At 38.3% G+C, this 15,671-nt stretch carries 24 protein-coding genes; 17 read left to right on the top strand and 7 right to left on the bottom strand.

The genetic code is table 11. The features are described from left to right. Positions 1-115 precede the first annotated feature (115 nt). The 4 genes from AC1UFB_RS12840 to AC1UFB_RS12825 all read left to right on the top strand — a co-directional run bounded on the left by AC1UFB_RS12840 (position 116) and on the right by AC1UFB_RS12825 (position 3,186). The gene (locus AC1UFB_RS12840) at positions 116-427 is read left to right on the top strand and encodes a hypothetical protein (protein ID WP_061785850.1); all 312 of its coding nucleotides are present in this window, start codon (positions 116-118) and stop codon (positions 425-427) included. Positions 428-776: 349 nt separating this feature from the next. Then, the gene (locus AC1UFB_RS12835) at positions 777-1,619 is read left to right on the top strand and encodes an SPFH domain-containing protein (RefSeq protein ID WP_482589376.1); all 843 of its coding nucleotides are present in this window, start codon (positions 777-779) and stop codon (positions 1,617-1,619) included. A gap of 16 nt (positions 1,620-1,635) precedes the next feature. Then, positions 1,636-1,812, top strand: coding sequence for a type II toxin-antitoxin system antitoxin (locus AC1UFB_RS12830; protein WP_035320136.1), 177 nt, complete (start codon positions 1,636-1,638; stop codon positions 1,810-1,812). Between the two features lie 390 nt (positions 1,813-2,202). Further along, a complete protein-coding gene (locus AC1UFB_RS12825; RefSeq protein WP_482589375.1) occupies positions 2,203-3,186 on the top strand; it encodes a Gfo/Idh/MocA family protein in 984 nt (327 codons plus the stop codon). 26 nt (positions 3,187-3,212) lie between these two features. On the opposite strand, the gene AC1UFB_RS12820 is transcribed toward AC1UFB_RS12825, so the two are convergent. Further along, positions 3,213-3,419 carry a hypothetical protein gene (locus tag AC1UFB_RS12820; protein WP_100347247.1) on the bottom strand — a complete coding sequence of 69 codons (207 nt, stop codon included), beginning with the start codon at positions 3,417-3,419 and terminating at the stop codon, positions 3,213-3,215. A 194-nt stretch (positions 3,420-3,613) separates the two neighbouring features. Between AC1UFB_RS12820 and AC1UFB_RS12815 the strand changes: the two genes are divergently transcribed. The 3 genes from AC1UFB_RS12815 to AC1UFB_RS12805 are packed head-to-tail and all read left to right on the top strand — an operon-like array spanning position 3,614 to position 4,604. After that, entirely contained in the window at positions 3,614-4,222 is a 609-nt protein-coding gene (locus tag AC1UFB_RS12815) for a sigma factor-like helix-turn-helix DNA-binding protein (RefSeq protein ID WP_025908241.1), read from the top strand. Continuing rightward, positions 4,215-4,355, top strand: a complete 141-nt coding sequence (locus AC1UFB_RS12810) for a YvrJ family protein (protein ID WP_224840046.1) — start codon at positions 4,215-4,217, stop codon at positions 4,353-4,355. Before AC1UFB_RS12815 ends, AC1UFB_RS12810 begins: the two co-directional genes overlap by 8 nt. A gap of 6 nt (positions 4,356-4,361) precedes the next feature. Then, positions 4,362-4,604, top strand: a complete 243-nt coding sequence (locus AC1UFB_RS12805) for a helix-turn-helix domain-containing protein (protein WP_025908240.1) — start codon at positions 4,362-4,364, stop codon at positions 4,602-4,604. Between the two features lie 62 nt (positions 4,605-4,666). Here AC1UFB_RS12805 and AC1UFB_RS12800 read toward each other — a convergent pair whose 3' ends face one another. From AC1UFB_RS12800 to AC1UFB_RS12780, 5 genes are all read right to left on the bottom strand, one after another. Continuing rightward, on the bottom strand, positions 4,667-4,852 hold the full coding sequence (locus AC1UFB_RS12800) for a twin-arginine translocase TatA/TatE family subunit (protein ID WP_025908239.1): 186 nt from the start codon (positions 4,850-4,852) through the stop codon (positions 4,667-4,669). A 58-nt stretch (positions 4,853-4,910) separates the two neighbouring features. Next, positions 4,911-5,225 (bottom strand): DMT family transporter, encoded by a 315-nt coding sequence (locus AC1UFB_RS12795; protein ID WP_025908238.1) that lies wholly within the window; start codon positions 5,223-5,225, stop codon positions 4,911-4,913. 1 nt (position 5,226) lies between these two features. Then, complete coding sequence (locus AC1UFB_RS12790) at positions 5,227-5,565, bottom strand: DMT family transporter (protein ID WP_025908237.1); 339 nt, start codon at positions 5,563-5,565, stop codon at positions 5,227-5,229. A gap of 24 nt (positions 5,566-5,589) precedes the next feature. Then, complete coding sequence (locus AC1UFB_RS12785) at positions 5,590-5,742, bottom strand: hypothetical protein (RefSeq protein WP_156413456.1); 153 nt, start codon at positions 5,740-5,742, stop codon at positions 5,590-5,592. A gap of 118 nt (positions 5,743-5,860) precedes the next feature. Then, positions 5,861-6,511 (bottom strand): hypothetical protein, encoded by a 651-nt coding sequence (locus AC1UFB_RS12780; RefSeq protein WP_482589374.1) that lies wholly within the window; start codon positions 6,509-6,511, stop codon positions 5,861-5,863. 700 nt (positions 6,512-7,211) lie between these two features. Here AC1UFB_RS12780 and pgsB point away from each other — a divergent pair. From pgsB to AC1UFB_RS12740, 8 genes are all read left to right on the top strand, one after another. Continuing rightward, complete coding sequence (gene pgsB, locus AC1UFB_RS12775) at positions 7,212-8,393, top strand: poly-gamma-glutamate synthase PgsB (RefSeq protein WP_482589373.1); 1,182 nt, start codon at positions 7,212-7,214, stop codon at positions 8,391-8,393. Between the two features lie 16 nt (positions 8,394-8,409). Continuing rightward, the gene (gene pgsC, locus AC1UFB_RS12770; RefSeq protein WP_025908234.1) at positions 8,410-8,859 is read left to right on the top strand and encodes a poly-gamma-glutamate biosynthesis protein PgsC; all 450 of its coding nucleotides are present in this window, start codon (positions 8,410-8,412) and stop codon (positions 8,857-8,859) included. Positions 8,860-8,891: 32 nt separating this feature from the next. Then, positions 8,892-10,121 (top strand): CapA family protein, encoded by a 1,230-nt coding sequence (locus tag AC1UFB_RS12765; RefSeq protein ID WP_482589372.1) that lies wholly within the window; start codon positions 8,892-8,894, stop codon positions 10,119-10,121. A gap of 24 nt (positions 10,122-10,145) precedes the next feature. After that, on the top strand, positions 10,146-11,705 hold the full coding sequence (locus AC1UFB_RS12760; RefSeq protein WP_326046317.1) for a gamma-glutamyltransferase family protein: 1,560 nt from the start codon (positions 10,146-10,148) through the stop codon (positions 11,703-11,705). Between the two features lie 16 nt (positions 11,706-11,721). Beyond that, positions 11,722-11,919: a CapE family protein gene (locus AC1UFB_RS12755; RefSeq protein WP_025908231.1), complete on the top strand. Its 198-nt coding sequence runs from the start codon at positions 11,722-11,724 to the stop codon at positions 11,917-11,919. Positions 11,920-12,160: 241 nt separating this feature from the next. Then, complete coding sequence (locus AC1UFB_RS12750) at positions 12,161-12,313, top strand: hypothetical protein (RefSeq protein ID WP_482589371.1); 153 nt, start codon at positions 12,161-12,163, stop codon at positions 12,311-12,313. Then, complete coding sequence (locus AC1UFB_RS12745; protein WP_482589370.1) at positions 12,303-13,673, top strand: gamma-glutamyltransferase family protein; 1,371 nt, start codon at positions 12,303-12,305, stop codon at positions 13,671-13,673. The genes AC1UFB_RS12750 and AC1UFB_RS12745 overlap by 11 nt, the downstream gene beginning before the upstream one ends. After that, entirely contained in the window at positions 13,648-13,863 is a 216-nt protein-coding gene (locus tag AC1UFB_RS12740; RefSeq protein WP_326046477.1) for a hypothetical protein, read from the top strand. The genes AC1UFB_RS12745 and AC1UFB_RS12740 overlap by 26 nt, the downstream gene beginning before the upstream one ends. A 16-nt stretch (positions 13,864-13,879) precedes the next feature. Here the strand turns inward: AC1UFB_RS12740 and AC1UFB_RS12735 are convergent, their stop codons facing one another. Continuing rightward, a complete protein-coding gene (locus AC1UFB_RS12735; RefSeq protein WP_482589369.1) occupies positions 13,880-14,341 on the bottom strand; it encodes a staygreen family protein in 462 nt (153 codons plus the stop codon). 159 nt (positions 14,342-14,500) lie between these two features. On the opposite strand from AC1UFB_RS12735, the gene AC1UFB_RS12730 reads away from it, so the two are divergent. Further along, positions 14,501-14,668, top strand: a complete 168-nt coding sequence (locus tag AC1UFB_RS12730) for a hypothetical protein (RefSeq protein WP_165932531.1) — start codon at positions 14,501-14,503, stop codon at positions 14,666-14,668. 459 nt (positions 14,669-15,127) lie between these two features. Then, positions 15,128-15,601: a hypothetical protein gene (locus AC1UFB_RS12725; RefSeq protein ID WP_482589368.1), complete on the top strand. Its 474-nt coding sequence runs from the start codon at positions 15,128-15,130 to the stop codon at positions 15,599-15,601. The last annotated feature ends 70 nt before the right edge of the window (positions 15,602-15,671 follow it).

Genomic DNA, 15,671 nt, shown 5'->3' with positions numbered 1-15,671 from the left:
GAGGTAATTCGTGATCAATTACCTCTATTTGTATTGGTTTTGGATAGGGATCTGAGTAGTTACAAAAAAGAACTTAATATGTTACAATTTGGATAAAGAAGGGGAGGCGACTAGAATGGAAGACTTGTTTTCTCTATTAATATTTATTTTTGTTTTAATTTATGTTGTCGTGGCAAATCGAGAAGTGGTGGAAAAGCTAACTTGGCAACAGCGTATTGGAGTTGCTGCCACTTTTATCATGACCATTGGATTTGCAGTCGGTTGCTTTTATATCGGTAGTCAGATGCTGCAAAATTATATTGAAAATGGATTCATTCAAATGGTTATTAAAATTATCATGGTCATTGTTGTCATGACAGCTGCAATTAAATGGATGCATTTGGCTTTTAGAAAAATTACGAATGGCTTAATAGGAAATGATGTATAAGAGAATATAGAAATTAATTATTTTAATGTATAAATACGTTGCTTTTTATTCATAGGGAACCCTTATTTCTTGATAAGAAAGCCTGTTAAATCACGGATGTATAAAAAAAGTGCATAAACGATAATTTTTATATACATATAATGAGGCTGGGACATAAGTAATTCAGCTTTAATCGTTCAGGTTTTATTGACTGTGAAAACAATGTTGCTGAAGGATATCCATTCCTTAAATTTAGAGAGCTTAGCATTTTTTAGGATAGGCTAGATTATCCAGTTTTATATTTACATTTATTTCTAAAAGTGATATCATAATAATATGAAAAAGATATAATTACAAAGGGGAGATTACTTTGCAGGAGCGTCAAGCGTGGATTTTAAATGGTTTTGTGGGCATTCTGTTGATTTTAGTAGCCATCATTGGCGGTGTTTTTATGCTCATTCAAGAAGTGCCGCTTATAGGACTTCCGCTTATTGCTATTGGTGGATTGTTAGCTTCCGGTGTGACGGTTGTACAGCCGAATCAATCTCAAGTTGTTATTTTCTTTGGAAAATACTTAGGAAGCATTCGTAACAGCGGTTTGTTCGTAACCGTTCCGCTAACAATTAGACGTACCATCTCATTACGAGTTCGAAATTTTAATAGTAAAAAGTTAAAAGTAAATGATGTAGAAGGAAACCCAATTGAGATTGCCGCAGTTGTTGTTTTTAAAGTAGTAGACTCTGCCAAAGCAGTGTTTGATGTAGATTCGTATGAAGAGTTTGTGGCGATTCAAAGTGAAACAGCGATTCGAGCAGTAGCGACGCGTTATCCTTACGATACGTTTGAAAACGTAGAGCTTACGCTTCGTGGAAATGCAGATGAAATTTCTGATGAATTAGCAAAAGAGCTGCAAGATCGTCTTGAGGTTGCTGGTGTAGAAGTTATTGAAGCGCGCTTAACGCACTTAGCATATTCAACAGAAATTGCAAGCGCCATGCTACAAAGGCAGCAGGCAACAGCTATTTTATCAGCCCGTAAGAAAATTGTTGAAGGCGCAGTTTCAATGGCACAAATGGCAGTTGAGCAATTAGAACAAGATGGTATACTAGATTTAGATGAAGAGCGTAAAGTCAATATGGTCAACGATTTGATGATCGCAATTATTTCAGATCGAGGAACACAGCCTGTGGTGAATACAGGTAGCTTATACTAATTGGTTGTGAGAAGGAATGGCAAAAAAGAAAAGTTTCCCACTGCGAATTGACCCTGAGCTCTATAAGCTATTAGAGCGCTGGGCACAAGACGAATTTCGAAGCGTCAACGGACACATTGAATTTTTACTCCGTGAAGCTGTGCGTAAAGAAGGACGACTCAGTAAGCGAAAAGAACAAAGTGACGAAACCTAGCAAGCTGGCGATATGCCAACTTGCTTTTTTCGTATGTAAAGGAAAAGTACGTGTTAGTGAACATAAAGATCAGGATATCATGGGAAGTGGAGAGAGTAATCACATTAAAGATTTGTCTTATTCAAAAGCCTCATGATTGAAATGAAGGATGAGCCACTCCTGCGGGACTAGCGAGACAGCTGAGACCCCGCAGTATACGAGGAAGCTCAGCGCTCGCTCTGCGGAAAGGGAACAATCTGAAATGGAAATCACACCGAGCAAAGAGAATGTTTTATAAATATGAAAAGAAAGTCATATTCTTCTCAATGTGAAATATTAAAACGATTTCATTGCACTTTTAATTTGAATCAGGCTACAATAGGACGTATATGTAAAAAAGGAGTGAATAAAATGATTCGTTTTGGCGTTATCGGAACAAACTGGATTACAGAATCATTATTAGAAGCAGCAAGTCACGTAGAAGACTTCAAATTAACCGCTGTGTACTCAAGAACAGAAGAGCGCGCACAGGAATTTGCTTCTAAATACAACGTAACCACAACGTTTACTAACTTGGAAGAAATGGCTACGAGCGATCAACTCGATGCTGTTTACATTGCGTCACCTAATACGTATCACGCTGAACAAGCAATTCTATTCATGAAGAACGGCAAGCATGTTCTATGTGAAAAACCGCTTGCAGCCAATTCTACGGAAGTAACGCAAATGATTCAAGCTGCAAAAAACAACAATGTTTTATTAATGGAAGCAATGAAATCTACGCTTCTTCCGAATTTTAAAGTCATTGCAGAAAATCTACATAAAATTGGTCCCGTTCGTCGCTACTTTGCGAGCTACTGCCAATACTCTTCTCGTTATGATAAATACAAGGAAGGCATTGTGCTAAACGCTTTTAACCCTAAATTCGCCAACGGTTCTCTTATGGACTTGGGCGTATACTGCTTATATCCGCTGATTGCATTATTTGGTGCTCCAAAAGAAGTTAAGGCAACCGGAGTGATGCTGGAGTCAGGTGTTGATGGAGAAGGTACTGTAGCCCTATCATATGATGATAAAGACGCTGTTGTGATGTACTCTAAAATCACAAACTCACACCTGCCAAGCGAAATTCAAGGTGAAAAAGGAAGCATGATTATCGATAAAATTCATACTGCTGAAAAGGTAGAAATTCGCTACAACGATGGGTCGGTAGAAGAACTCACAGTCGAGCAAAGCCATCCGCCAATGTATTATGAAGTAAAAGAATTTATTGATTTGTTAAACAGCGGCGAAACAGAATCAGCTGTAAACTCATTTGAAAATTCATATACAACAATGCGTGTGATGGACAAGGTTCGTAGTCAGCTGGAACTTGTTTTTCCAAACGATAACTAATAGATACAAACAAAGGAGCAGGGGAATCACCTCTGCTTCTTTGTTGATTTTTGAAATAAACGGCTCCCAAGTAGCAAAGCGCCATCAAGTAAAAAATATATAAGCCCAATTGAAGTAGTAGGGACTACTTCTTTAAAGTCGGTATCTCCTAAAAGAGAAGAAAAGCTAAACACAAAAAAGAAGAAGCCAATCCAAAATGTTACTTTTCCCATGAACGATAGATTTTTTGTCATTGTAACCCCTTTTTATATCCATATTTTAACATATTTAATTAACTAATTGGTAATAACATGATTTAAAACCACAGTTTGACTTTTAGTGTACCTATCCTTTAATATAAATAAGAACAAATGTTCTTGTTTTGTTGTTTTTTTCTCAGCTTTCCCCTTTTTATCTACTATATTTAAAAAAATAGGAGGTTACTTACATGGTTAATCAATCTGTACATCATCTTATCCCCCCGTATTTAGAAACATCTTTTTCTACATTTTACTGGAAACATCGAGCAGCACTTTCTTCTCCTTTATTAAAAAATTTTTTAAAAAACGATTGTCACTACGACTTATTACAAATGACGTTTCATCACAAGAGCGAGCAATATGCGTCGTTAGTAGATGAAGCATTCAAACAGTTTTACAGTGAAATTCGCTTTTTGGCTTATGTTTCAACGTTGTGTAAGCACTTTGTACGGGATAAAGTGCAGCTTTATCAGAAGACACACTATGTAAAAAGCTTGGATCAGCCGGTTGTGAAAGAAGAACAGCGAACATACGGCGAAACGCTTGGTGTAGTGGATCGGGACTGGTGGAATAGATCATTTTTAAGCAATCAAATCGAAGATGAAGCGCTTTATAAAGCGCTCGTATCCTTACCGTGGAAGCAGCAGCTTATTCTGCATTTTCGTATTGTTGAAGGATGGACGAACGGTGAAATTGCTTCTTTTTTTCACGTCTCTCCACAGGCCATTTCATTTAAGTATCGGAGCTCACTTATGCGATTAAAACAACAATTAGAAGGAAGGGATGCACATGGTTGAATGGTTATCCGTTATTAATCAAGTTGGCTTTCCTGTTGTGGTCTCGTTTTATTTGTTAGTGAGGGTTGAAACGAATATTAAACAGCTGGAAGAAACTATAGAAAATCTTTCAAGTGACTTAAGAAAGAAGTGATGTTACATGACAACTCTTTATAAATTAATTGAACGAGTGAAAAAAGATGATGAAAAAGCTGTTGAAGAGCTTCTGCAAAGGCTATCTCCGAAAGTGAAGAGCGCAGCTCAAGCCGCATGCGCCTCAGAACGTGAAGATATTAAGCAAGAGCTGAATGTTAAAATTGTACAAGCAGCAAAGAAATTTAGCTTTGAGTATACACCAGGATTTTGGGAAACTGTCTTAAAAGAAGGTCAGCAAAAGCAGTAAATAAAAAGCAGATGTCCACATGGGCATCTGCTTTGTTTATGCGTTATGACTAAGAAGTAGGGTTATACTTGCTTTTGTGTTTTCTTTGTCTTATCATCTTCATCGTCTTCCATCATTCCTTTGGTAGCAAGCTTAAACTCTCGCAGCGTTTTTCCTGCTGCTTTTCCAAGCTCAGGAAGCTTTTTTGGGCCGAATAAAAGCAAAGCAACAAAGACAATCAGCGCAATTTCTCCAAAACCAAGGTTCATGGTCATCGTCTCCTAGTCAAAGAATCAATACAAGTTCATTATAGCATGGATTATGTTGTTAAGAAGTGAATTTTAACCCAATTACGCCAATGACAATAAAGGAGATAAATAAAAGACGCTTCCAATCTTTCTTTTCATTAAAGAGAAACATCCCTAATAATACGCTTCCTACTGCCCCAACACCAGTCCAAATGCTATACGCAGTCCCGATTGGAATGTCTCGTAGAGCTAAGGAAAGTAAATAAAAGCTGGCAAGGCTAAATGCGCTAAACCCAATAGAAGGAAGCAGGCGCTTAAAACCATCTGACAGTTTTAAAAAAATAACAAACCCAACCTCACATATTCCTGCTCCAATTAAAGCAATCCAAGCCATATTAGCCTTCCTCCTTTACATCATCACTCGATACCAGCTTAATACCAACAATACCAACAAGCATTAACACTAAGAAAAAGATTCTGGTTAAGCTCGCATCTTCATTTAAAGCAACCATGCCAATGATGGCTGTTCCTGCTGCGCCTATACCTGTAAAAATGGCATAAGAAGTCCCAACTGCAATGTCTTTTAATGCTTTTGAAAAGAAGAAAAAGCTAATGACAATTGCGATTAAGGTTACAACAGAAGGCCAAAGCTGAGTGAAGCCTTCTGAATACTTTAGGCCCATTGCCCACACAATTTCAAACAAACCTGCAATAATTAAATAAATCCAAGCCATGGATAAAACTCCTTTAACATTCTTTTATTCCTTTTTAATTCCTAACCAAAAAACGTTCCAAGCATCTTTTATTTTGGTAGAATAGCGCTCTTGATCGTAGTAAAAGCGCTGAATAAATAACCCATCCGCTAAGCAATAAAAGCTGTTAATATAGCGGTCAATTTTCTCGTCTCGCATTGTTCCTTCTGCAATTCCTTGTTCAAAGATGGATGTTAATAATCGATCAGATAACTCTTCAATTTACCTAACGTTCGGTAGGGGAAACTATATCAAACTAGAAAAAAAGAAGCAAGAGTTATCCTGCTTCTTTTAGAAGGAATTTTGACATTGTCATCATTAGTGCTGTCATAAAAATAAGTTCGAATGTATTTGTTACGGCACCGCTCTCGATCGGAAGTGGAATAGCACTTCCTGCAATCATTAAAACAACTCCAATCAGCATCACATTCCATTTAGTATGGCGAAAAAGTGAAATGCTTACTAAAAGTAAAATAAACGTCACGATTAAAACCATAATTGGTGGTCCACTGTGCGCGCCAACTAGCGTATAACGAAGTATGCCATATTCGACGACTGGTTGAAGGGTTTGATGCATAATCTCTGTGATTTCATACACGATTAAGGTAATGGTAATAAGGAAAAAGCTATAAAGAGTAACGTTTTTCTTAGCCCATTGCAGTTTCGCATGCCTCCCAATACCCAAAGCAAAAAGTACAAGAGTAGGAGTGAAGAAAGCATGACCTAGAAATCTCCATAGGTTTAGCGTTTCAAGAGTGGATCCTTCACCAATAAACAAGCCGATCGCTAATAAACCGTTGTCATAAATGAGCCCTAGCATCACGACTAATAAAAAATATGTAAAAGAATGACTTGTTCGCGTTCTATAAAGAAATAAGCCCCAACCTAACAAGGCAATATATAAAGCAGTAAAAGAAAAATAAAGCACCGTGTCGATTATTATTTATTCACCTCTGTCATGCAATTTATATTTGACTACGAGCTTTATACCCAAAATATTTAAAATTCAATCGTGAAAAAGAACATCTATCTTCCTAAAACAGAAATGGTTATAAAGTTTGTCTATGTATGTGAATTTGGTAGTCAGTGTAACCTTTCTGACTACTCTCTTTATGAGTCTATCAAATTATATATCTTACTTTTTCTTTAATGACTATAGGAACATGCTCATTTTAGTGAAAAATCAGTATTTTAACAATCACATTAGAAAGATTATGGAGTGAAAAGTAAAATTAAATTCATTTGTAATCTTTTTATGGGTTTTACATTACAGGAATGTTTCATGTATTAAAGATATTGCATCTTCGTAATGTGAATGTGTAAAAAATATAAAAAAAAATAAAGGATTAAAGAGCTTCTATTAGGCGAATGGTCACGAATGCTAGAGAAAATGCTTGGAAACGACAGCGTTGTGAAAGCTCCTTGACCTTTTATAACCAATACAAAAAACATGTATCGTTTGAGCTATTGACCGTTTCTTCGTGCGAGTGGTAGGTTTAGACCTGTTGAATTTGGTGCTCGAGCCCAAACGTAAAAATGAAATTAGATAAAGAGAAGAGAAACGAAATCGCAGATGAACGCTAACAATTTTAGCGGTCAACGCTATTTTGGAAGGAGAAGGATAAGAGATGATCTTAATAGTCCTATGCTGCTTATTTTTACTAGGCTATGGCATTTGGGAGTATCGTAGACATTTGCGTAAACTGCATTCAATTCCAGTTCGAGTAAATGTTAACGGTATTCGAGGAAAATCAACTGTTACGCGTTTAATAACAGGAATTGTAAAAGAAGCAGGTTACAAAACAGTTGGAAAAACAACAGGTACCCAAGCGCGAATGATTTATTGGCACACATCAGAAGAAGAACCAATTATCCGTCGTAAAGAAGGGCCAAATATTGGAGAGCAACGACGCGTTGTAAATGAAGTTGCCGATATGGGAGCCGAAGCACTTATTTGTGAATGTATGGCCGTTCAGCCAGATTATCAAATTACATTTCAAAACCAGCTTATTCAAGCCAAAGTGGGCGTTATTGTAAACGTACTTAAGGATCACATGGATGTAATGGGGCCAACTTTAGATGAAGTTGCCCAAGCTTTCCTAGCGACAATTCCTTATAATGGACACCTTGTTACAATTGAAGGTCCTTATTTAGAGTATTACAAAAAGGTTGCAGCGGAGCGAAATACAAAAGTAATCGTTGCTGATAATGATCGTATTTCTGAAGAGTATTTACGTAAGTTTGATTACATGGTATTCCCAGATAATGCTTCAATTGGTTTAGCTGTTGCTGAAGCACTAGGCATTGATGAAGAAACGGCAATGAGAGGAATGCTAAACGCTCAGCCAGATCCAGGTGCAATGAGAATTACGAAGTTTGGAGATACAAGTAATCCAGCTTTCTTAGTAAATGGATTTGCAGCCAATGATGCTTCATCAACACTTCGTATTTGGGAGCGTGTAGATTCTATGAACTATAGCCCTAAGCTTCCGATTGTTATCATGAACTGCCGTCCAGACCGTGTCGATCGCACAGAACAATTCGCGGTTGACGTAATGCCTTATATAGAAGCAGATGTGATGATTGCAATTGGTCAGACAACCTCACCGATTGCGGATGCGTATGCAAAAGGAACGTTGCCAACGAAAGAGTTCTGGGATATGGAAGGTGCATCAACAGAAGAAATTCTTGAGCGCATGAAACCATATTTAAAAGATCGCATTGTCTATGGTGTCGGAAATATTCATGGTTCAGCAGAGCCACTTGTAGAAGCGATTATTGAAATGAAAACGATGAAAAAAGCAGTTTAATCTAGGAGGCCATTTCATGTTCGGATCAGATTTATATATTGCCCTTGTATTAGGGATAACTCTCAGCTTAATTTTTACGGAAAAAACAGGTGTACTACCTGCAGGGTTAATTGTTCCAGGGTACTTGGCACTTATCTTTGATCAGCCAATGATGATTGTCGTTGTATTTGTTATCAGTTTACTAACATATGTAATTGTTGTTTATGGTATTTCAAAAGTAGTTATTTTATATGGACGTCGTAAGTTCACCGCAATGTTAATTACAGGAATTGCAATTAAAGTCATTTTTGATTATTTCTATCCTGTCCTACCATTTGAAGTATTTGAGCTACGTGGTATTGGAGTTATCGTACCAGGATTAATCGCCAACTCAATGCAAAAGCAAGGTGTACCATTAACGGTTGGAACAACAGTATTGCTAAGTGGAATCACGTTTGGTGTAATGCAAATTTATTACCTATTTTAATAAAAAGTTAAAAGAAAGGAGGCCAAACATCAGTGAAGAAAAAGCAGCTAAACTTTCAGGAAAAAGTATTGATGTTCATAAAACGAACGAAGCCAAGCAGTGGAAAACAAGCACTTATCCTTACACCTATTTTAATCCTTGTTTTGGCACTAGCAGGTTGGGTTCAGCGTTCGGATGCGCTTCAAGATCCTAACCTTGCAAAAAAAGAGTCAAGTGATGATATCACCTTAACGATGGTTGGGGATATTATGATGGGTCGACATATCAAAGAAGTGACGAGCCGTCACGGAGAAGATTTTGTTTTTCGAAATGTTCAGCCTTTCTTTGATGAGTCTGACTATGTGAGTGGAAACTATGAGTCTCCTATTTTAACAAACGACGAAGATTCTTACGAGAAGATTGAAAAAAGCATTCACTTATACAGTGAAGAAGAAGATTTAAAAACAATGAAAAATGCAGGATTTGATGTATTAAACCTAGCGAATAACCACGCGATGGATTACGGTACAAAAGGTCTAGAAGATACGCTTGCATCTTTTGAAAAAAACCGCATGAACTATGTCGGTGCTGGTCGTAATAAAGAAGAAGCGAAACATATTTCATATAAAGAAGTAGACGGTGTGAAGATTTCATCCGTTGGTTTCACAGACGTATATGTTGCAGGAATGAAGGCCGGTAAGAATAACCCAGGCATTTTAGATGCAGATCCAGATGTTATTTTTGAAACAATTCAAGAAGCGAAAGAAAATGCGGATTTAGTTGTTGTAAACGCGCACTGGGGTGCAGAGTACGATGTAGAGCCTAGTGAGCGTCAACAGGGCTTAGCAAAAGCAATGGTTGATGCAGGTGCGGATATCATCATCGGGCATCACCCTCACGTTTTACAGTCATTTGATGTTTATAATGGTTCAATTATCTTCTATAGTCTAGGAAACTTTGTCTTTGACCAAGGTTGGTCAAGTACAAAAAATACGGCGATGGTTCAGTACAACTTAAATAAAGAGGGCCAAGCTACGGTAGATGTCATTCCGATGATTATTAAAGAAGGTAGTCCTACGCCAACAGATAATCCATGGCGCATGAAACGAATTTACAACGACTTAACAAAGTACGCATCAAATGAAGGTCGTTTAGAAAAAGAGGATAAGAAGTTTCAAATTAAACTTGATCACACACACGTAATGAAGAGATCGCAGGAACGTCAAAACCAAAGTGATGATGCTCCTGCTAACAATACAGAAGAAGCATACACACAACAATAATTCAGCTAAAGGAGATGAAAGATGATGAAAAAACGAAAATTGCTTTTTGTAGCCATTATCATCTTTTCTCTCATTATTAGTGTCGTAGCGTATCAATTTTTATTTCCCAAAAAAGAGTATGCCGTTAGTACATCCGACCCTTACGCAACAAAAGTGGGGATGGATGTACTGAAAAATGGCGGTACTGCTGTTGATGCAGCGATTGCGATTTCCTATGCACTAGGCGTTGTTGAGCCATATGGCTCCGGTGTCGGTGGAGGTGGTGGAATGCTGATTGATCCAGCTGATGGAGATTCTACCTTTATTGATTACCGCGAAGTTGCTCCGAATTCAGATAAAGATGAGCAAGAAGGTGTTCCAGGCTTTGTCGCTGGGATGGAATACATTCACCAAAACTATGCAACAAAATCAATGAGTGAGTTAATAAACCCTGCGATTTCTTACGCAAAAGATGGCTTTAAAGTGGACCAAGATCTTCATGATAGGTTGATTTCGTATCAAAAAAACTTAGATGAAGATGAGCTTGAGCAGTTTTATCCGAATGAAGAAGCAATTGAAGCGGGAGAAGTCTTAAAGCAAAAAGATTTAGCTAAGACTCTTACAACGATTAAAGAAGAAGGTGCTTCTGCTTTTTATCGCGGAGATATTGGTGATGAAATCGCTGATGAGACGGAGATTTCAAAAAAAGACTTGCGCGATTATGAAGCAGTAGAGCGAAAGCCTTTAGAAACGAATTATAAAGGTAATCGCATCATTAGTGCTCCGCCGCCGTTTTCAGGCGTCACGCTTATTCAAATGCTAAAGCTTGCTGATGAAGAACAAATTTGGGAACTAAAGAATGAAAAGCCAAGCTTGTTTAACCACTACCTAGGTGAAATATCGAAAGTGTCTTATCAAGATCGATTAGATAAAGTAGCTGATCCATCTTTCATTAAGCAAGCTCCTGAAGACTGGATCGATGATCGTTACGTTCGTTTATTAGGAAATAAAATTAATGAAACGCGTACGAAAAAAACGAAAGTTAGCGATGTAGAAGAGCACGAAAGTACAACGCATTTTGTTGTAATAGATAAAGAAGGAACGGTTGTTTCCACAACCAATACGCTAAGTAATTTCTTCGGAAGTGGAAAAAACATCGAAGGCTTCTTTTTAAACAACACGCTTGGTACTTTTGGTGAGGGCATTAATAAAATTGAAGAAGGTAAACGACCACGTACATTCACAGCGCCCACTATTATCCGCGGTGAAGATGAGTGGGTAATGGGAATCGGGACACCTGGAGGGAACCGAATTCCACAGGTGTTAACGCAGGTGCTAGGCAACTATTTTGACAGTGGTCAATCGATTGATAAAGCAGTGCAGTCAAGCCGCGTCATCTTTGATTCTGACAAGCTATATTCTGAAAAAGAACTTGAAAATGATGTGAAAGATCGATTGAAAACGTACGGATATGATGTGAAACAAACCGATAATCCGATGTTTTACGGAGGGGTACAAGCCCTCATTCAAGATAGAAATGAGTATACGATTTCAGGAAGCGCAGATAAAAGAAGGCATGGTTTGTGGGATAAAAGTACAGAATAATTGAGGAGGAATAATCATGGTAGTTAAACGTATTGTAGGAGTAGTAGCCCCAGTTGTTATCGTAGCAGGAGTGGTGGTTACGTTAGGAGCTTTAAAGCATCCAACAACTTTATCAACAATTGAAGAACAAAAAATTGAAAAGAACTTAAAAATGATGGAGCAAACTGAACAGCAAACAACGACTGAGCAACCTTCATTATCTTTAAACAAGTAAGTAAATCATCGTCGGTTAGCGTGATTAAAAGAGGCTGGGACATAAGTAGTTCAGTCCTTACTATACCTGAACGATTGAGAGTTCATAACTTTTAATCGTTCAGGTTTTTTGTTGATTGTGAAAACAATGTTGGAAACAGGGTGGAATGGAGCGTAGGACACTCGACTCCTGCGGGAAAGAGAGGGAAAATGGAGATCCGGCAGCGCAGCGAGGAAGCTCAGGTTCCTCCCGCGGAAAGCGAGTGGCCGTAGCGCAATGGAACGAACGTGTTGAGACAAACCAAAGAGATGGGAACAGCTATTGTTCGTCTTTTAGAAGCAATCATTTTGTTATGTCCCAAACTCTTTTTTATACTACACACAACAAAGAAAGAAGTGAACAGCATGTGGAATAAACGGAGAGCTCTTATAGGAGGAGTTTCTTTATGTGTATTAATTGCGACTTCAGTATGGTTTGTTCGTAATCACGATGAAAATAACACGCCGTTATTTAGCAATGGAGATTCATCTTATGGAGTTAGCTCTTCCAACCCCATTGCAGTTGATGTAGGTATGAAGGTACTAAAAGATGGAGGTAATGCTGTAGATGCAGCAATTGCTGTATCTTACGCGCTAGGCGTTGTCGAACCGTACGGCTCTGGAATTGGTGGCGGTGGCGGCATGCTTATTGCCAAAGAAGGTGAAGAACCGACCTTCATTGATTACCGCGAAGTAGCACCTAGCTCTTTGGAAGGAAAAACGGGAGTTCCTGGCTTTGTAGCAGGAATGGAATATGTGAATAAAAAATATGGAACAACGTCTATGACAAAGTTGATTGATCCTGCTATTGAGTATGCCGAAAAAGGATTTAAAGTAGACGAACTCTTAGCGAGCCGATTATTTTACGCAAGTGGACGGATGGATGTCAGCAATTTATCAAGCTTCTTTCCGAAGGGGGAAGCTATAAAAGCAGGACAGGAGCTAAAGCAGCCTGAGCTTGCTGAACAGTTAACGTATATTAAACAAAACGGAGCGGCTGGCTTTTATCAAAAGGACATTGCCAATCGTCTAGCAGAAGAAACAAGCATTTCACTAGAAGATTTGCAAGAATATGAAGTGGAAGAAAGACAGCCGGTTGTTTCAACATACAAAGGAAATGAAATCATTGCGGCTCCACCTCCATTTTCAGGTATTACGGTTATTCAAATGTTAAAAATGATGGAGAAAGAAAACGTTAACATAAACGAGCAAGAAGTCGACTATAAGGCTATTAAGAAAATTAAAGAAATAGCGTACGCTGACCGAGTAAAAGAGATTAGCGATCCTGCTTTTTACCCACAGGATGTAGAGCGTTTCCTTAGCGATGAATACATTGAAAGTTTATTAGAAAACTCAGAAAAACGTGAAGTGGAAGGTGCAGACCAAGAACATGAAAGTACGACTCATTTTGTCGTTATTGATAAGGAAGGTACGACCGTATCCACGACCAATACGCTAAGCAATTTTTTTGGGTTAAGTAAGCAAGTAGATGGCTTTTTTCTTAATAACAATGCTGATACGTATAGCTCAATCGGCGTAAATAACCCTGAGCCTGGGAAAAGAGCCCGAACGTTTACATCTCCTTTAATTATCCGCAAGGAAGGAGAATGGGTAATGGGAGTAGGAACGCCGGGGGGAACTCGTATTCCACAGGTGTTAAATCAAGTATTAGCCCGCCATTTTCAAGGAGGAGAAGAGTTGGAAAAAGCGGTTGAAACGCCCTCGCTTTATCTTTGATCAAGATACTCTTTATATCGAGCCAACTACGCCTGAAGAAGTAATTGAGCAGATGAGTGCTTTTGACGTACAAAGCAAAACAAGCGACGTCTATTACGGAGGCATTCAGCTGCTTGTGAAAGATCTTGGTAACGGCAGGATAACAGGTGTCGGTGATTCTCGCCGAAACGGTGTGTGGAAGCATAGCTAAGAAAAGGTAGCAGGGGCTACCTTTTTATCGTTTCGTAGACGGATGGAGTTTCCATGTAGCGGACCGTATGAAACTCTGGATAATTTGAATGATAATGAACGTAAATCGGAGCGTGGTCCAAGTCAAGCATTTGCCTAAAGAAGAAATGATCTCCGTATCGTAAAGCAGTTAAAAGCACCGGCATTTCTTTATTGAAAATAGCGTATCGAATGGCTTGAATCGATTTATCAGTATGGTGATCACCAATGAAAACGTATACGTAAAGAGCGGTTGTATCTTTGTAATGAACCCATTCCCCAAAAAGTTCGTTTCGCTGTTCGTTGAGCATGTCTTTAGCAAATGAAGCTCCAATAATTAAATACAGGGAATCCGTTTCAGAGACATAAGTCAGCGTATAGCGCCTTTTTAAAAAAGGCTGGGTAGGAGTTGCGCCATGTCGGTATGTAACGCTAAACTCTTCAGGATTAAATGCAACCATCCTGCGTCATCCTTTCATGCTTTTAAGTAGTCTATGCCCGCACTAGGAAAAAAAGTCATTCAAACCCCTATTCTTTACAACGCCTATCTAAAACAGCTAATCTATAAAAGTGTAGGCGACTAACGAACGCTAAAAACAAAGTGGAAAAGGGGGAAGAAAGTGGAGCCGTTTTATATTGTTCTATCCATATTCTTAGCCGCGATGCTTTCATACGACATCGCAAAATTTGTTCGAGGAGATAGACCTGACTGGAAAGAAGGCCTTGTGACGTTTCTCGTATTTATTGGATTTCTGGCAGCCATGCAGATGGCGTTTCAAATTGTGTAGAAAAGACCACTGACAAGGTGGTTTTTTTTTTAGTTTTGTGTTTCTCTTTTATTGATTAAATAAATTTGTTCCAACATTTGAAGAAAATAAAGCTTAGGACGTCAGAAATGATGAAAGTTAGATAGAAAAGAGGTACTCTTTGTACTAGTTGAGAAGAGTGCTTTTTAAAGTATTAGAAGATAGACCAGTTCTTATCAAAAGCCCTCCCCATAAAAAAGCCCATGATTGGAATGGAAGATGCGAGACTTCTACGGGACTAATAAGCGAGATAAGACCCCGCAGTATACGAGGAGGCTCAGCGTTCGGGAGCAATCTGGAATGGAAATCATGCTAAGCAGAGAGAAATTATCAAACGAAGTCTCGTATTACTCTACGTTTATTAAATGTGCTAAATGCTTGTTCTAATGAATAAGCTTTATAGTAGAAAATAAAACTACAATTTGCGAAGGAGCAGAGGGTTTGTATAACAAGCGAAGGCGATTCATTAAACTAATGCTCGTCATTATAGGGCTCGTAGCCGTATTGACTATAGGTGCTTTGGGATTTCAATTTACCTTTTTCTCTTCCACATATCATGCTAAAAATACGATTGAAGAATTCTATGACCTTGAACAAAAAGGAAACTTCTCAGATTCGTGGGAATCCTTTCATCCCGCTATGAAAGTTCGTTTCGAGAAGGGTGCCTATATTCAGGACCGTGCTCATGTTTTTTTTAATCACTTTGGTGTCGAAACATTTTCCTATGACATTACGGAAGTGGAAAAACTAGATACATGGAAAATGACAGCGGATGGCGAAGAGTTAACAGACGTTTATCAAATGAAAGTGATTCAAGTTTATAAAGGGAAATATGGGAACTTCTCCATTGACCAATATGTATTCGCAGTTAAAAATGAAGGAGAATGGACCGTTGCATGGGATTATAATCAGTGAAAAAGCATATGAACTCATGTGCTTTTTTTTTATTGAAACTCCGTTATGTTTTTTAAAGAGGGGGTACAAT

It is taken from the genome of Priestia sp. KCTC 13724, assembly GCF_056820425.1.
This window is presented reverse-complemented; position numbering and strand designations above follow the sequence as displayed.

Bases quoted from the DNA above. Each gene is read 5' to 3' on its own strand.
- AC1UFB_RS12810 (WP_224840046.1), top strand. From the start codon at position 4,215: ATGGTTGAATGGTTATCCGTTATTAATCAAGTTGGCTTTCCTGTTGTG.
- AC1UFB_RS12795 (WP_025908238.1), bottom strand. From the start codon at position 5,225: ATGGCTTGGATTGCTTTAATTGGAGCAGGAATATGTGAGGTTGGGTTT.
- AC1UFB_RS12830 (WP_035320136.1), top strand. From the start codon at position 1,636: ATGGCAAAAAAGAAAAGTTTCCCACTGCGAATTGACCCTGAGCTCTAT.
- AC1UFB_RS12760 (WP_326046317.1), top strand. From the start codon at position 10,146: ATGAAAAAACGAAAATTGCTTTTTGTAGCCATTATCATCTTTTCTCTC.
- AC1UFB_RS12785 (WP_156413456.1), bottom strand. From the start codon at position 5,742: ATGCGAGACGAGAAAATTGACCGCTATATTAACAGCTTTTATTGCTTA.
- AC1UFB_RS12735 (WP_482589369.1), bottom strand. From the start codon at position 14,341: ATGGTTGCATTTAATCCTGAAGAGTTTAGCGTTACATACCGACATGGC.
- AC1UFB_RS12815 (WP_025908241.1), top strand. From the start codon at position 3,614: ATGGTTAATCAATCTGTACATCATCTTATCCCCCCGTATTTAGAAACA.
- AC1UFB_RS12840 (WP_061785850.1), top strand. From the start codon at position 116: ATGGAAGACTTGTTTTCTCTATTAATATTTATTTTTGTTTTAATTTAT.
- pgsC (WP_025908234.1), top strand. From the start codon at position 8,410: ATGTTCGGATCAGATTTATATATTGCCCTTGTATTAGGGATAACTCTC.
- AC1UFB_RS12755 (WP_025908231.1), top strand. From the start codon at position 11,722: ATGGTAGTTAAACGTATTGTAGGAGTAGTAGCCCCAGTTGTTATCGTA.
- AC1UFB_RS12800 (WP_025908239.1), bottom strand. From the start codon at position 4,852: ATGAACCTTGGTTTTGGAGAAATTGCGCTGATTGTCTTTGTTGCTTTG.
- AC1UFB_RS12805 (WP_025908240.1), top strand. From the start codon at position 4,362: ATGACAACTCTTTATAAATTAATTGAACGAGTGAAAAAAGATGATGAA.
- pgsB (WP_482589373.1), top strand. From the start codon at position 7,212: ATGATCTTAATAGTCCTATGCTGCTTATTTTTACTAGGCTATGGCATT.
- AC1UFB_RS12790 (WP_025908237.1), bottom strand. From the start codon at position 5,565: ATGGCTTGGATTTATTTAATTATTGCAGGTTTGTTTGAAATTGTGTGG.
- AC1UFB_RS12745 (WP_482589370.1), top strand. From the start codon at position 12,303: ATGTGGAATAAACGGAGAGCTCTTATAGGAGGAGTTTCTTTATGTGTA.
- AC1UFB_RS12820 (WP_100347247.1), bottom strand. From the start codon at position 3,419: ATGACAAAAAATCTATCGTTCATGGGAAAAGTAACATTTTGGATTGGC.
- AC1UFB_RS12825 (WP_482589375.1), top strand. From the start codon at position 2,203: ATGATTCGTTTTGGCGTTATCGGAACAAACTGGATTACAGAATCATTA.